The organism is Paraburkholderia sp. GAS42, from assembly GCF_050436565.1.
Lineage (GTDB): Bacteria > Pseudomonadota > Gammaproteobacteria > Burkholderiales > Burkholderiaceae > Paraburkholderia.
Window position 1 is genome coordinate 89,087 of the sequence record NZ_JBNDML010000011.1, and the last position, 14,758, is coordinate 103,844.

Genomic DNA, 14,758 nt, shown 5'->3' on the forward strand with positions numbered 1-14,758 from the left:
TTCTACCGTGCGCTACGAGATGCACCACAGAGGGTCAGGTATCGCTCCAGCCTCCACCGCTGGAGTCGTCGCTGCTACCCGTATCGACGCCGCCGCCACCGCCGTCGCTCCAGTCGTTCGAGCCTTGCCCGAAATCGACGTCGCCGCCGCCGGCTCGACGGCGCGCTTCGTCGGGATCGACCAGCACGTCGCGTTCGATGATGCGATCCCGGCCGCCAGAGTTCAGCACCTGGCCGAGCAGCACACCGGTCAGCAGACCGCCCATGCCGCCGCCGAATCCGCCGCCTTGCTGGACGATCACCGGCGGCTGTTGCTGCGGCACCGGTTGCTGCGGATACGGGTAAGGCGCCTGCGGCTGACGACCGAAGCGCTCGTCGGCCTCACGCGCATACGCCGATTCGCCGCTGCCGAGCGGGCCAGGACCATACGCGGCCGCGCCCGACGCATTCGGATCGGGACGGCCCTCCGCGCGCGCCTTCAGGCTTTCGACCTGACGTTCGAGATCGTCGAGCTGATACGGCGGCACCGGGTTCTGGCTGCCGGACAATGCTTCAACCAGCTGCCGCAACTGCGTTTCGGCGCCTTCCACTTCCTTCTCCAGCGCCTCGTGTCCGGGCACCGTAGAAAGCTTCACATCGAGCTTCAGCGAACGCACAGCGTTGAGCAGTTCGGTCGCGCGCTTCAACTGCACGCGACGATCGTCGTCGGCGCGGGAATCGTCCTTCGCGCGCGCGCGCTTCAATGTCCAGCGCAGCACGAACGCGATTCCCGCGACGAGAAGCGCAAGGCCGACCCACAGGCCCATCGAAGGTCCATGACGTTGCGGAACCGCGGGCGACATACCCGGTTGCATCGTCGTCGACTGCTGGATCTGCGCGGCCGGCGCAGCCTGCTGCGCGAACGGCGTGTTCGCGCGATTCGTTTGCGTTGCGCCCGCGCGGGCCGCGTCGCTGCGAATGCGCGCTTCCGTCTGCACGAAGCGCGACGGATCGGTGAACCGCACTTGCGGATCGAGCGTTTTGGCCTGCTGGATCTGCGCGAGCGCGTCGGCGTAACGGCCTTCGCGGTCAAGCACCTGCGCGTACAGATAGTGCGCGCGCGCATTGTTCGGATGCGCCTGCAACACCTGCGTCAGGCCGGCGTCGGCCTGCTGCCAGTTACCCTGCTGCATGGCGGTTTCAATCTGCGTTGCTGTCGGCAGCGCGAAGGCTGCGCCTGACACCAGCATCAACGACATGAACGCCGCTGCAAAAAATCTTTTCATGATGCGGACCGGGCGACTTCACGCCCGTCTCCATGGCAATCGATATCAGATGCAACGTAACGCATCAGTCAAGGTGCGGATCGGCGATGATCGAACCTGACCGATGAACGCGCCGCACCGGACCGGCGACTTACTGCTGTCCCGGCGTGTTCAACTGCTTCTTCAATGCTTCAAGGCGATCTTCCACCGAAGGGCCGCGATTCAGTTCCGCGAGCTTGTCGTCGAGCGCCTTGCCGCTTTTCACGTCGGCGGAATTCAGGCGGGCGTCGGAACGTGCATTCGACAGCGCGACCTTATCTTCCAGCTTCTGGAAATCTTCGGAAAGATTCTTGCCGCCGATGCCACCGAGTGCCGTCGCCGCGACATCTTTCGCCTGTGCGATCTGCTGCTTCGCCTGCAGGATGTTCGAGCGCGCGTTCAGGTCGTTACGACGCTGACGCATTTCGTCGATCTGCTGTTTCAGTTGATCGACCGATGGTTCGAGCGTCGACAGTTCGGAGGCCAGTGCGTCGCGTTCGGCCTCAGCCGTAGCCTGCGCGCCGAGCGCTTCGCGGGCGAGCGCTTCGTCGCCGGACTGCAGCGCGCGCTTCGCGCCGTCTTCGTATTTCTTCGCCTTGTCGGCGGCGACGTCGCGCTTGCTTTGCTGCGTTGCGACCTGCGCCTGGATCTCGATCAGTGAGTTCTCCGCTTTCGCGATGCTGTCGTCGAGTTCCCGCACGATCTGGCGCGAATCGCGCGAAGGATCCTGCACGGAATCAGCCGCGTCGTTCAGGAGACCTTTGAGCGTGCGCGAGACGGTGTCAAATAGCGACATGAATACCTCCGTAGATTGAATTCGGCGCTGGGAAATCCGGGCGCATTTAACTGACAGCTTACGCCGCTGCGCGCTTCATTGCGCAGGCGACCGGTCCTGACATCGGGCCGATTCCGCGAATTGCAATGGCTGCGTTTTCGATCGCGCCACTGCCGTGGATTAACTGTCACGAAAAGTGCGAAGGCTGCTCCAGTCGCTCGCGGATATTACACCACGGCATGTCTTAAAACGGACTTAAGGTCGCGTTTCACAAAGGTTTCAAAACGCAGTCTGTTTGCCGCGTTTCTACCCGTGTTTCGGTGGTGTGGGAAAAGTCATTCCGGATGGATCCGGCAGAGATCGGGCCGCAGCCGGCGGCCCGATGGGCGACGATGCCAGTTACGCAAAACGGCCGTCCGTGGCCGGGTCGCCGTGAGGATTGCTATCGGCGTCGTGCTCCGCGTCGATGCGCGACCGGGGCCGCAGTGCATCGCTCGCGCCAGGCGGATGTGCTGCGAGCGAAGCGGCTTTTGCCGCCGCCACGCGCGCAACGGCTTCGGCTGCGTTGCGCATTTCTTCTTCAGTTGCGGTCGCGGGGTCGAACGCGGGCGAATCCGGCAGGTCTTCCGCGGGTGCATGCGCTCCGTCGATGGGCGCGGCGTCCGCATGAGACGGCGCGTGCGCGGCGTCGACATGACCGGCTTGACCGACAGCGCCTGGCGCCGGCTTCACAGGCACGAGCCCGGGCGGTAACGCCGCGGGTTCCGCTGGATGCGTGTGGCGCGTGCCGCGCGCAGCCTTGCGCAATGCCTCGTTCAGCGCGTCCGGTTCGCGTGGCGCGCGTAGCCGGTCGACGATGCTGGCCGCTTTCACCTGCTCGCTGGTCGCGCCGAAGTTCAATACGGCTCGCCGCATCAGTTCGCTGACGCTGATGCCGAGTCCTTCGGCGGTCGAGGCGATCGCGCGTTTCTGCGCGGGCGTGACGAATACGACAATGCGTTCGCTAGGCTTGTTCATGGTCGGCTCGCGTGCGTTTTACGCGTTTATGCGTCTGACGGCTGGTTATGGCGGGCGGCCGCCCCGAAAAACCGGAGCGACAAGCCCATCATAAGGCGACTCGCGCGGATGCGAAATGGGCATCGCAGCAACAGCACACTGGCAAAACAACAACACCCCAACACAAAGACAGGGACAAAACCGTGCGCCGCGCGAAAAGGCCGTGACTTCAATGAGTTGTAGCCTTTCCAGCGCTATTGTCCACAGACCTTTGCACATTTTGTGTGGATAACCGCGCTTACGCTGACAAAAGGCCTGCAACATCTTGCGGGGAACCATCCGCAGGGAATTCTTACAAAAAAATCGGCTTGGCCGCTGCCTGATTTCTTTAAAATGCGCTGTTACGTTGCGCCGGCTGTTGCCTGCCGTGCGCTGTGCGGCCGCCGGGGGTGTTGGGTCGCACGGGAGCGTCCGCCTGTTTTCGTCCTTTCGTATGGGGCGATGCGGCGCTTTTTCGCCAGCATGTAAACCCGTCGGTGTGGCCAGCGCAGTGTTGCGCAGCCCGCCACGACCATGATCCGTGCGCACGCAGGGCGTGCGCAGAAGGCGTGCAGCCAGGCGCTAACCATTCCAGTCATGCCAATTATCAAACGACCGCCTTCAAGTTATCCGGCCGACGACCGGAATCCCAACCGCCGCAACGCCGGCTCCCATTCAGACCGCTACGACGCCCGTGACGACGCGCCACCCGGCCGCGCGTTCGGCGCGACCATCGCAATCTGGTTTGCGGGACTGATTGCCATCGCGGCTGTTGTCGGTGCGCTGATCGTGGGTTATGCGCTCGTCGTGATGGGGCCGCAGCTGCCGTCGCTTGACGCGCTCACGGACTACCGCCCGAAGGTGCCATTGCGCGTCTATACGGCGGATCACGTGCTGATCGGCGAATTCGGTGAAGAGCGCCGCAGCATTGTGCGTTTCGCCGATATTCCCGACCAGATGAAGAAAGCGGTCCTCGCGATCGAGGATTACCGCTTCTACGAACACGGTGGTGTCGACTTCGTCGGCATTCTTCGCGCGGGTCTGACGGACCTGATGCATGGCGGCAGCTCGCAGGGCGCGAGCACGATCACGATGCAGGTCGCGCGCAACTTCTTTCTGTCGAGCGAGAAGACCTACACACGCAAGATCTACGAAATGATGCTGGCGTACAAGATCGAGCGCGCGCTGACGAAAGATCAGATCCTCGAGGTGTACATGAACCAGATCTATCTGGGCGAGCGCGCTTACGGCTTCGCAGCCGCTGCGCGCGCGTACTTCGGTAAGGACCTGAAAGACATCACGCTGGGGGAGGCCGCGATGCTGGCCGGCCTGCCGAAAGCGCCGTCGGCGTACAACCCGGTTGTCAATCCGAAGCGCGCGAAGATCCGTCAGGAATACATCCTGAAGCGCATGCTCGATCTGAACTACATCACGCAGGCGCAGTACGACCAGGCCGTGAAGGAAGAGATTCACGCGAAGGTGTCAGGCAACGAATACAGCGTGCATGCCGAATACGTCGCGGAAATGGTGCGGCAGATGATGTACGCGCAGTATCGCGACGAGACGTACACGCGCGGCCTGAACGTCACGACGACAATCGATTCCGCCGACCAGGACGCCGCCTACCAGGCCGTGCGCAAGGGCGTGATGGACTACGAACGTCGTCACGGCTATCGCGGGCCCGAAGCCTTCATCGAGTTGCCGTCGGATAGCGACGACCGCGATCAGGCCATCGACGATGCGCTTGCCGATCATCCGGACAATGGTGAAATCGTCGCGGCTGTCGTGACCGCGGCGACGCCGAAGGAAGTGAAGGCGCAGTTCGTCGACGGCACGGTCGCGACCGTCAACGGCGACGGGCTGAAGTTCGCCGCCGCTGCACTGAGCCCGCGTGCGACGCAGGCGCAACGTATCAGGCCCGGTTCGATCGTGCGCCTCTTCGCCGATGCGAAGGGCAACTGGCAGATCACGCAGCTGCCGCAGGTCGAAGGCGCGCTGGTCGCGCTCACACCGCAGGACGGCGCGATCCGTTCGCTCGTCGGTGGCTTCGACTTCAACAAGAACAAGTTTAACCACGTCACGCAGGCATGGCGGCAACCGGGCTCGAGCTTCAAGCCGTTCATCTATTCGGCATCGCTCGAAAAGGGCCTCGGACCGGCGACCATCATCAACGATGCGCCGCTGTCGTTCCCGCCATCGACACCCGGCGGCGACGCATGGGAGCCCAAGGACGACGACCAGCCAGACGGCCCGATGCCGATGCGGCTCGCGCTGCAGAAATCGAAGAATCTGGTGTCGATCCGTATCCTGTCGTTTATCGGCACGAAGTACGCGCAGGACTTCGTTACGCAGCGCTTTGGCTTCGACGTCGACAAGACGCCGCCGTATCTGCCGCTCGCGCTCGGCGCCGGTCTCGTGACGCCGCTGCAGTCGGCGGGCGCCTATTCGGTGTTCGCGAACGGCGGCTACCGGATCAATCCCTATCTGATCGCCGAAGTCACCGATGCACGCGGCCAGCCGATTTCACGTGCGCAACCGCTGACGGCAGGACGCGATGCGCCGCGCACGATCGAGCCGCGCAACGCGTACATCATGAACAGTCTGCTGCACTCGGTCGCCACCGCCGGCACGGGCGCGGGCACGAACGTGCTGCATCGTTCGGACCTGCAGGGCAAGACCGGTACGACGAACGATGCGAAGGACGGCTGGTTCGCCGGCTATCAGAAGTCGCTGGTCGCGGTGGCGTGGATGGGTTACGACCAGCCGAAGACGCTCGGTAGCCGCGAATTCGGTGCGCAGCTGGCGTTGCCGATCTGGGTCGAGTACATGCAGCGCGCGCTGCGCGGCGTGCCGCAGGAAGAGCCGCCGATGCCCGATACCGTGGCCCAGATCGACGGCGAACTGTTCTATTCGGACATGACGCCGGGCAACGGCTTCGTCGCGAGCATCGGCATGGATGCGGCGAATCCGCTCGCCGGTGGAATGAATGTGGTGGGTGGCGTGGGGCCGGCGGGCCTGACGCCGCCGGATGTTTCGTCGAACGAAAAAAAGCAGATCATGGACCTGTTCGAATCGAACAAGCCGTGATGTAAATATCACGAAACATCACGAAGTCGGGCGCATCCGGACCGTTCTGGAGTTCGGTGCGCCGGCAGACTATAATCTGCACTTTTAAATAAGTTTCTTTCCTGCCCTGCGATTACGGCGGGGTAATTTTTCCCGCAACAGGCGCAGCGCTTCACCTGGTTTCAGGCGCGCGCGATGCAGGTCCGTTCTGGCCGTCGGTGTGTCCGCTTTCCCGCGCGACGCGTTTTCGTCACATACGCATCACTAACGGGTACTCCCTTGAAGAATCGCATTCTCCTCTGTCTCGCGACAGGTCTGCTGCGCGCGCTCGCGTGGCTGCCGTACGGCGCGGTCGCGCGCTTCGGGGTGGGACTCGGCTCGCTGCTGTATCGCATTCCCAGTTCGCGCCGGCGCGTCGTCCACACGAATCTGAAGCTGTGTTTCCCCGACATGAGCGACGCCGAACGCGAGCGTCTTGCGCGCGCCCACTTTCGTCACGTGATCCGAAGTTTTGTGGAGCGTGGCATGCAGTGGTTTGGCAATGCGAAGTCGCTGGCGCGGCTTGTCGAAGTGGAGAGCGCCATCGATCTCTCCGAAGTACACGCCCGCCCGACGATCTTCGTCGGCTTCCATTTTGTCGGCATCGAGGCAGGCTGCATGATGTACTCGACGCGGCATCCAGTTGCGTCGCTCTATACACCGATGTCGAACGCGCTGTTCGATGCGATGGCGCTGCGTCAGCGGGCCCGTTTCGGCACGGAGATGATCCCGCGCAGCAACAGCGTGCGTCATGCGTTGCGCGTGCTGCGTGCGGGCAAGCCCGTGATGCTTGCCGCCGACATGGATTTCGGTCTGCGTGATTCTGTATTCGTGCCGTTCTTCGGCGTCGAGGCGTGCACGTTGACGTCGGTCTCGCGACTGGCGAAGGCGGGCAATGCGCGCGTCGTGCCGTTCGTTACCGAAGTGCTGCCCGAATATCGCGGCTACCGGCTGAAGATATTCGAGGCGCTGAGCGACTTTCCGTCCGAGGACCCCGCGATCGACGCGCGTCGTATTACGGCGTTTCTTGAGACGCAGGTGCGCCGCATTCCGGATCAGTACTACTGGGTCCACAAGCGGTTCAAGCATCGCCCGGCGGGCGAGCCTGCGGTGTACTGACGCACGAGGCGCGATATCGTTGCAGCGGACGAAAGCGTCCTGCGATCAGCGAGTTACGTGCACTGTCAGAACGTTATCAACAGGCCTTTCAACATTATCTGTGGATAAGCGAAGCGCGTGAGCTTCGCACCACGCGATGGATGCCAGCGGGGATCGCGCTGCACGATCCTGATCCGCCAGTCGCAATCCTTTTCCGCTCAGGCACTTGACGCGTTCGCCCCTGGCTTATCAACAGCCCTGTCAACAGAAACTGGGGATAACCTGCGCGGTTCGATCCGTCCTCAGCGACACGCAAACCATCGACGCGACACATTTCGCGCCGCGGGACAAATTCGTTGCACACTCAACGTGTTATCGCGCCTGTCAGATAGTTCTCCACAGGTTCATCAACAAAAACTGGGGATAACCGCTGCGCGCGATCAGTTGCGCGCAACGCCATCCGTTCCCGGCTTCGCCTCCGGCAGCGGATTCCCCATCGCCTGAAACAGCGCGGCCGTATCGCTCAACCGCGCGCCGGTATAGCGGATCTCATCGAGCTGCGCATTACGGAACTGCTGCTCGCCCGAACGGGCAGCCGACACCGGCACCGCGCCGAGCCTGTACCGCGCCGACGTTTCATCGAACACACCATGCGCCGAGCGCGCCGAGAAGTTCGCCGCATCGAGCGACTGCGCATCGTGTTCGAGTGCGGCAAGCGTATCGGCGACGTTCTGGAACGCCGCCAGCACGGTCTGCTTGTACTGCGCGGTGGCGGCATCATACGAATCCACCGCCGCACGACGCTGCGCGAGCAATGCACCGCCGTGGAAGATCGGTTGCGACAGCGACGCACCGATGCTCCAGATCGCGCCCGCGCCCGATAGCGCCACCGGCCAGCTAAAGCCGCCCTGGCCCATCGATGCCGTCAGCGACAGGCTCGGAAACATCTGCGCGGTCGCGACGCCGACATCGGCAGCGGCGGCCTTCAACGCAGCATCCGCGGCCTGAATATCCGGTCTCGACTTCAGGAGATCCGAAGGCACCGAAACGGGCACCTGTTCGGGCACGTGAATGTGCGCGAGATCGAGATCGGGCGGCGCCGCGTCGGGCGTTCGACCGAGCAGCACAGCGAGCGCGTGCCGCGTCGTCGTCCACTGCTGGCGCAATCCCGGCAGACTCGCCGCGAGCGACGCCGCGCTTTGCTGCGCATTGAGCGCATCGCTGTGCGAGACCGCGCCGAGATCATAGCGACGCACCGTATCGCGCGCCTGGTCGTTCGCGAGCGAGACAAGACGCTCGGTGGCGTCGATCTGCGCGTGCAATGTCGCGGATGCGATCGCCGCCGACACGACATTGGCCGCAAGCGCCCGACGTGCCGCGTCGAACTGATACGCCTGCACATTCACGCGCGAGGCAAGCGCGGCGTTTTCGAGTCGCGCCGCGCCGAAGATATCGAACGTGTAATGCGCCTGCACCTGACCGACAAACGTGTTGTACAGGAACGTGTTCGGCCCGGCTTCCGGAATCGCCAGCGCGCGTTGGCGCGCCGCCTGGCCGCCCGCATCGATCGTCGGCAGCAGCGAACTGCCGATCTGCGCGCGCAACTGTTCGCGCGCTGCAGCGAGACTGCGGTCGGTGGCGGCGAGCGTTGGGCTGTTGCGCAAGCCTTCGTCGACGAGCGCGTTCAGATCGTCCGACTGAAACTGCTTCCACCATTCGGGCACCGCTTTCGCACCCACGACAAACTGCTGCGTGACGCCTTGTGCAGGCACGGTTTGCGTCGGCTGCGCTTCGGCGCCGTAATGCGCCGGCGACGGCATCGCGGGCGGATCGCCGTTCGGCCCGAACGAGCAGGCCGCGAGGACGAACAGCGTCAACACAGCGCCGGACGTGGCCCTGAGTCTGCGCGTGGAAAAAACATGGCTCATGATCAGACTCCCGTTTGCGCGGACGAGGGCGGCGTCGGCTCGCGCTCGTCCTTGCGCACCCTGAACGACACCGCGTAGAGCGCCGGCAGGTAGAACAGCGTGAGCACGGTCGCGCTCGTGATGCCGCCCATCAACGCGGTCGCCATCGGCCCGAAGAAGTTCGAGCGCAAGAGCGGAATCAGCGCGAGCACGGCGGCCGCCGCCGTCAACGTAATCGGCCGGAAACGGCGCACGGTTGCGCCGACGATCGCATCGAAGCGCTTGTAACCCGCGGCGATATCCTGCTCAATCTGATCGACGAGAATCACCGAGTTACGCATGATGATGCCGAACATCGCGATCACGCCGAGCATCGCGACGAATCCGAACGGCTGGCCAAACAGCAGCAGCGTCGCGACCACGCCGATCAGGCCGAGCGGCGCCGTCAGCACGACCATCAGCACGCGGCCGATGCTCTGCAACTGGATCATCAGCAGCGTCAGTACAGCGATGATCATGATCGGCATCTGCGTGTTGATCGACGTTTGTCCCTTGGCACTTTCTTCCACCGAGCCGCCTACTTCGATTCGATAACCGACCGGCAAGGTTGCCCGGACCTGCGCAAGCGATCTGTCGACGCTGTTCGTCACGTCGATGCCCTGCGCGCCGGCGGCTACGTCGGACTGCACGGTGATCGTCGGTTGCCGGTCGCGTTCCCAGATCACACCGTACTCAAGGTCGTTGCGCAGATGACCGAGCGTGCCGAGCGGCACCGCGCCGTTCGGCGTCGGCATCGCGAGCGTGAGGAGGTTCGCAGGGTCGACGCGTTCGCTCTTCGGCGCGCGCAGGTCGACGCTGATCAGCTTGTCGCGTTCGCGATATTGCGTGACGGTGTAACCGGAGAGCGTCATCGCGAGAAAGCTCGAAATGTCTTCTGATGCGACGCCGAGTTCGCGCGCCTTTTTCTGGTCGACTTCGAAGCGTACCGAGCGCTCGGCCGGTTCGTCCCAGTCGAACTGGACGTTGCTCGTGCGGTGATCGGCGCGCATCGTCGCCGCGACGCGTTCGGCGATTGAGCGCACGGTCGCAATATCGTCGCCGCTGACGCGGAACTGCACCGGATAGCCCACCGGCGGCCCGTTTTCGAGGCGTGACAGACGCGTGCGTATCGCCGGAAACTCGTTGCGCAGTTTAGGTTCCAGCCACCGCGCGAGCTTCTCGCGGTCTTTCACCGATTTCGCCGTGATCACGAACTGCGCGAAATTCGGCAGCTGCAACTGCTGGTCGAGCGGCAGATAAAAACGCGGCGCGCCGGTGCCGACGAAGTCGACGGTGTGATCGATTTCCGGCCGGCCTTCGAGTGCCTTTTCGAGGCGCTGCGCCTGGCGCAAGGTTGCCTCGAACGACGCGCCTTCAGGCAGACGCACGTCGACGAGCAGTTCCGGCCGGTCCGAACTCGGGAAGAACTGTTGCGGCACGAGCGTAAAGCCGGCGAGGGCGACGATGAACAGCAGCACGGTGATGATAAGCACGATGAAGCGCCGCTCGACGCACCAGCCGATCCAGCCACGCAGGCGTCCATAGAAGCGCGTGTCGTAAATGTCGTGTTCGTGATCGTGCGCCTCGTGCGCCTGACGCTTGCGCTCAGGCAGCATGTGATAGCCGAGCATCGGAATCAGCACGACGGCCGCGAGCCACGAAGCGATCAGCGCAATCGCCGATACTTCGAAGATCGAACGCGTGTATTCGCCGGTGCTCGATTTCGCGAGCGCGATCGGCAGAAAACCGGAGACGGTGACCAGCGTGCCCGTCAGCATCGGAAACGCTGTACTGGTGTAGGCGAACGCAGCGGCACGCGTGCGGCTCCAGCCCTGTTCCAGCTTCACGGACATCATCTCGACGGCGATGATTGCGTCGTCGACAAGCAGGCCGAGCGCGAGCACAAGCGTGCCGAGCGACACCTTGTGCAGACCGATATCGAACAGATACATGCACAGCGCGGTGACGGCGAGCACGACCGGAATCGAGATCACGACCACCATGCCGGTGCGTACGCCGAGCGAGATCAGGCTCACCACCAGCACGATCGCGATGGCCTCGGCGACGGCTTCCAGGAAGTCGTCGACCGAACGGGCGACCGCGTGCGGCATGCTCGACACTTCGACGAGCTTCAGACCCGCCGGCAGATGCGCGCGCAGCATGGCGACCCTTTCGTCGAGCGCCTTGCCGAGGCGGATCACGTCGCCGCCGGGATCCATCGTCACACCGATGCCAAGCACCGCGTTGCCAGCGAAGCGCATCTGCGTCGCAACGGGATCGTCGTAGCCGCGTTTGATGATCGCGATATCGCCGAGACGGAATGAGCGGTTGTTGATCCGGATCAGCGTGTCGGCGAGTGCGTTCACGTCCTTGAACTGGCCCGTCGGGCGCACGAAGACGCGGTCGTCGGTGGTGGTCAGCGTGCCGGCCTGCGACACCGCGTTCTGCGAGTTGATCGCCTGTGCAAGCTGCTGCGGCGAGATGCCAAGACGCGTCAGCTGCGTGTTCGCGATCTCGATGTAGATGTGCTGGTCGGGATCGCCGAAATAGTCGATCTTGCCGACGCCCGGCACGCGCAATAGCACCGTGCGCAGTTCGTCGGCGTAGTCATGCAGTTGCGCGGCCGAAAAGCCGTCGCCTTCGAGCGTGTAGATGTTGGTGTAGACGTCGCCGAATTCGTCGTTGAAGAACGGCCCCTGCACACCTTGTGGCAGCGTCGCGGCGATGTCGCCGACTTTCTTGCGCACCTGATACCAGGTTTGCGGCACGTCCTTCACGGGCGCGGAATCCTTCATCGAGAAAAACATCAGCGATTCGCCTGGGCGCGAATAGCTGCGCACGAAATCGATCGCGGGCGTCTCCTGCAGCTTGCGGCCGATGCGGTCGGTAATCTGCTCCTGCATCTGGCGTGCGGTCGCGCCCGGCCAGAACGTGCGGATCACCATCACGCGGAACGTGAACGGCGGGTCTTCCGACTGCGCGAGCCGCGTGTAAGCGAGGATGCCGAAGGCGGTCGCCATCGCGATCAAAAATACGACGAGCGCCTGATGCCGCAGTGCCCAGGCGGACAGATTGAAACGGCCTTCCTCTTCGCGATGATTGTCCGGTTGCGCGTCGTCCCGACGCGCGTTTTCCTGCGATTGCGGTGCGGTCATGACGCGAAGTCCTCGGGATGCAGCGGCGCCATCACGCGGACCTGTTCACCGGCGGTCACCGTATGAACGCCTTGCAATACGACGCGGTCGCCGTCGTTCAATCCCTGCGAAACGGCGATCGTGCGTTCGTTATAGCGCGCGACCTGCACGCGACGCAGTTCGAGCTTGTCGTCGCCGGCACGCACGATCCACAGCGCGGGCGCGTTGCCGTCGTGGAAGAGCGCGGTGGCGGGCACGATGAACGAACTCGCGGCGCTCGCTGCGGAGGTGTGCTGCATGAGCGCGATATCGGCGGTCATGCCGAGACGGACATCGGGACCGGCGTTGTCGAGCGTGAGTTTCGCGCGATACGTGCGGCTTTGCGGATCGGCAGCCGGCGAGAGTTCCCGCACGCGCGCCGTAAAGGTTCGACCGGGCAAGGCGGACAACGTGACCTTCGCGACCTGTCCGACGGCGAGCGCGGCGAGCGTGCCTTCCGGCACATCGCACACCACGTCGACATCGCCCGTCCACGCGAGATTGTAGACGGCCTGACCCGCCGACACGTTCTGCCCCGTATCCGCCTGTTCCGCGGTGATGACGCCTGCGTGATCGGCTGCCAGCGTCGCGTACTGCAACTGGTCTTTCGCGAGCGCGGCCTGCTGCTGCGCCTGGTCGCGCTGGGCGATCGCCGACGCGTATGAATCTTCCGTCTGTTCGAGCTGGGCCTGCGAGATGAGGTTGTCGCGCGCCTGGGCGCGATCGCGGTCGAACTGCTGCCTGGCGTAGACGGCGCGCGATTTCGCGGCGTCGAGTTGCGCCTGCGCGCTTGCGGCGTTCTTCTGCGCGTCGGCCGGATCGAGGCGGGCGACGATCTCGCCATTCTTCACCGTATCGCCGAGCCGCACGCGCCGCTCGATGATCTTGCCCGCGATACGAAACGACAGCGGCGTGGAGTAGCGCGCCTGCACTTCGCCGGGCAGCGCGGCGGCTACCGGCTGACCGTCCGGATGAACAGCTTGAGCGACGACCGGACGCGGCGAGGGCGCGGCGGCCTCCTTGCGATGACAGGCGCTGAGCACCGTCAGGGCGCTCAACACAGCGACGAGAGCAGCGGTGCGCAACGGCGCGACACCTGCGTGCTGGCGGGACTGCCTGCGCGGCAAAACTGACGCGCTAAAACCAGGACGATTCACGATAACCCCAAAAACTGACGCGGCGAACAGGACGGCAAACAGGGACGGCGAACGGGTCCGACAGGCGGCAGCGGCGGCCAGCGGGCGCGGATCAAAAACGTGATGCAAGACGCTTGCTTCAGATTACGGTATGGATTCTAATACACACCTGTATCTGAATGCAAAGCAGAATCGGATCAATCTGAATGTTAGACTCCGCCGATGAAACGAAAACGCCTCACTCGCGAGCAGAGCAAAGACCAGACGCGCGAACGTCTCTTCGACGCTGCGCTCGTCATGTTCATGAAGAAGGGATTTGTCGCGACGAGCGTCGAGGACATCGCCGGCGCGGCGGGTTATACGCGCGGCGCGTTCTATTCGAACTTCCGCAGCAAGCCGGAGCTGTTCCTCGAATTGCTGAGACGCGATCACGAGCAGATGCAGGCGGATCTGCAAAGCATCTTCGAAGGGGAGTCGACGCGCGAGGGCATGGAAAAGCGCGTGCTGACCTTCTATAGCCGTCTGCCGTTCGACAACAAGTGCTTCCTGCTATGGGTGGAGGCGAAGCTGCTGTCGGCGCGCGACGCCCGTTTCCGCACGAAATTCAATGAATTCATGCGTGAGAAGCGGGAGCAGATGGCGGCGTACATCGTGGAATTTTCGGCACGCGCCGGCACGCCGCTGTCCCTTCCGGCTGAAACGCTGACCCTCGGCCTCTTTGGTCTGTGCGATGGCGTGCAGTCTTTCTATACGGCCGATCCGCACATCACCGACCAGATGGTCAAAACGGTGCTGTCAGAGTTTTTTGCGCGGGTCGTGTTCGGTCGCGGCGCGGACGAACTGCTTTAACCGGCGGCCTGCTTCTGCCGCTGCAGGCGCTTCCAGTTCTTCCGGCGTTTGCGGTGATCAGCTTCCGAGGCCTGGCCCGTAGTTGCTGCCGATCAGCTTTGTCACCGACGTGATATCGGTGTAATCCTGCTCGGGCAGGCCGTCGAGCATCGACAGCACTTCATTGCTTGCGCCGGCTTCGCGCGCGGCGTCGACGAGCGAGTCCTTGTTGGCGGGATATGAAATGGCTCGCAGGATGTCGGAAATCTGCATATCGATCGATTCGCCGGGAATAGGGGTGCCGGTCATGCGCGAGGTCCTTGTTCTACGTACGTTGCTGCTGCGTGCATGGGTTTGAAACGCTCCGGCGGCGCCGGTCG

10 protein-coding genes are annotated in these 14,758 nt (G+C 63.5%); 3 read left to right on the top strand and 7 right to left on the bottom strand.

All coding sequences use genetic code 11. From position 1 onward, the window contains the following. Positions 1 to 34: 34 nt before the first annotated feature. The 3 genes from P3T16_RS17775 to P3T16_RS17785 all read right to left on the bottom strand — a co-directional run bounded on the left by P3T16_RS17775 (position 35) and on the right by P3T16_RS17785 (position 3,074). The gene (locus tag P3T16_RS17775) at positions 35 to 1,264 is read right to left on the bottom strand and encodes a tetratricopeptide repeat protein (RefSeq protein ID WP_429343254.1); all 1,230 of its coding nucleotides are present in this window, start codon (positions 1,262 to 1,264) and stop codon (positions 35 to 37) included. A 130-nt stretch (positions 1,265 to 1,394) separates the two neighbouring features. Then, positions 1,395 to 2,078: a PspA/IM30 family protein gene (locus tag P3T16_RS17780; RefSeq protein ID WP_429343255.1), complete on the bottom strand. Its 684-nt coding sequence runs from the start codon at positions 2,076 to 2,078 to the stop codon at positions 1,395 to 1,397. A 378-nt stretch (positions 2,079 to 2,456) separates the two neighbouring features. Beyond that, on the bottom strand, positions 2,457 to 3,074 hold the full coding sequence (locus P3T16_RS17785) for a plasmid mobilization protein (protein WP_429343256.1): 618 nt from the start codon (positions 3,072 to 3,074) through the stop codon (positions 2,457 to 2,459). 615 nt (positions 3,075 to 3,689) lie between these two features. Between P3T16_RS17785 and P3T16_RS17790 the strand changes: the two genes are divergently transcribed. Next, positions 3,690 to 6,179, top strand: a complete 2,490-nt coding sequence (locus P3T16_RS17790) for a penicillin-binding protein 1A (RefSeq protein ID WP_429343257.1) — start codon at positions 3,690 to 3,692, stop codon at positions 6,177 to 6,179. Between the two features lie 258 nt (positions 6,180 to 6,437). Continuing rightward, on the top strand, positions 6,438 to 7,316 hold the full coding sequence (locus P3T16_RS17795) for a lipid A biosynthesis lauroyl acyltransferase (RefSeq protein ID WP_429343258.1): 879 nt from the start codon (positions 6,438 to 6,440) through the stop codon (positions 7,314 to 7,316). Positions 7,317 to 7,735: 419 nt separating this feature from the next. Here the strand turns inward: P3T16_RS17795 and P3T16_RS17800 are convergent, their stop codons facing one another. Genes P3T16_RS17800 through P3T16_RS17810 form a run of 3 tightly spaced genes read right to left on the bottom strand, consistent with a single transcriptional unit; the run spans position 7,736 to position 13,499 of the window. Further along, a complete protein-coding gene (locus P3T16_RS17800; RefSeq protein WP_429343259.1) occupies positions 7,736 to 9,223 on the bottom strand; it encodes an efflux transporter outer membrane subunit in 1,488 nt (495 codons plus the stop codon). Between the two features lie 2 nt (positions 9,224 to 9,225). Beyond that, positions 9,226 to 12,396 (bottom strand): efflux RND transporter permease subunit, encoded by a 3,171-nt coding sequence (locus P3T16_RS17805; protein WP_429343260.1) that lies wholly within the window; start codon positions 12,394 to 12,396, stop codon positions 9,226 to 9,228. After that, positions 12,393 to 13,499 (bottom strand): efflux RND transporter periplasmic adaptor subunit, encoded by a 1,107-nt coding sequence (locus tag P3T16_RS17810; protein ID WP_429343261.1) that lies wholly within the window; start codon positions 13,497 to 13,499, stop codon positions 12,393 to 12,395. Before P3T16_RS17810 ends, P3T16_RS17805 begins: the two co-directional genes overlap by 4 nt. Before the next feature lie 273 nt (positions 13,500 to 13,772). On the opposite strand from P3T16_RS17810, the gene P3T16_RS17815 reads away from it, so the two are divergent. Next, positions 13,773 to 14,399 (top strand): TetR/AcrR family transcriptional regulator, encoded by a 627-nt coding sequence (locus tag P3T16_RS17815; protein WP_429258925.1) that lies wholly within the window; start codon positions 13,773 to 13,775, stop codon positions 14,397 to 14,399. A 57-nt stretch (positions 14,400 to 14,456) separates the two neighbouring features. Here the strand turns inward: P3T16_RS17815 and P3T16_RS17820 are convergent, their stop codons facing one another. Then, entirely contained in the window at positions 14,457 to 14,687 is a 231-nt protein-coding gene (locus P3T16_RS17820; protein ID WP_429343262.1) for a DUF2795 domain-containing protein, read from the bottom strand. Between the last annotated feature and the right edge of the window lie 71 nt (positions 14,688 to 14,758).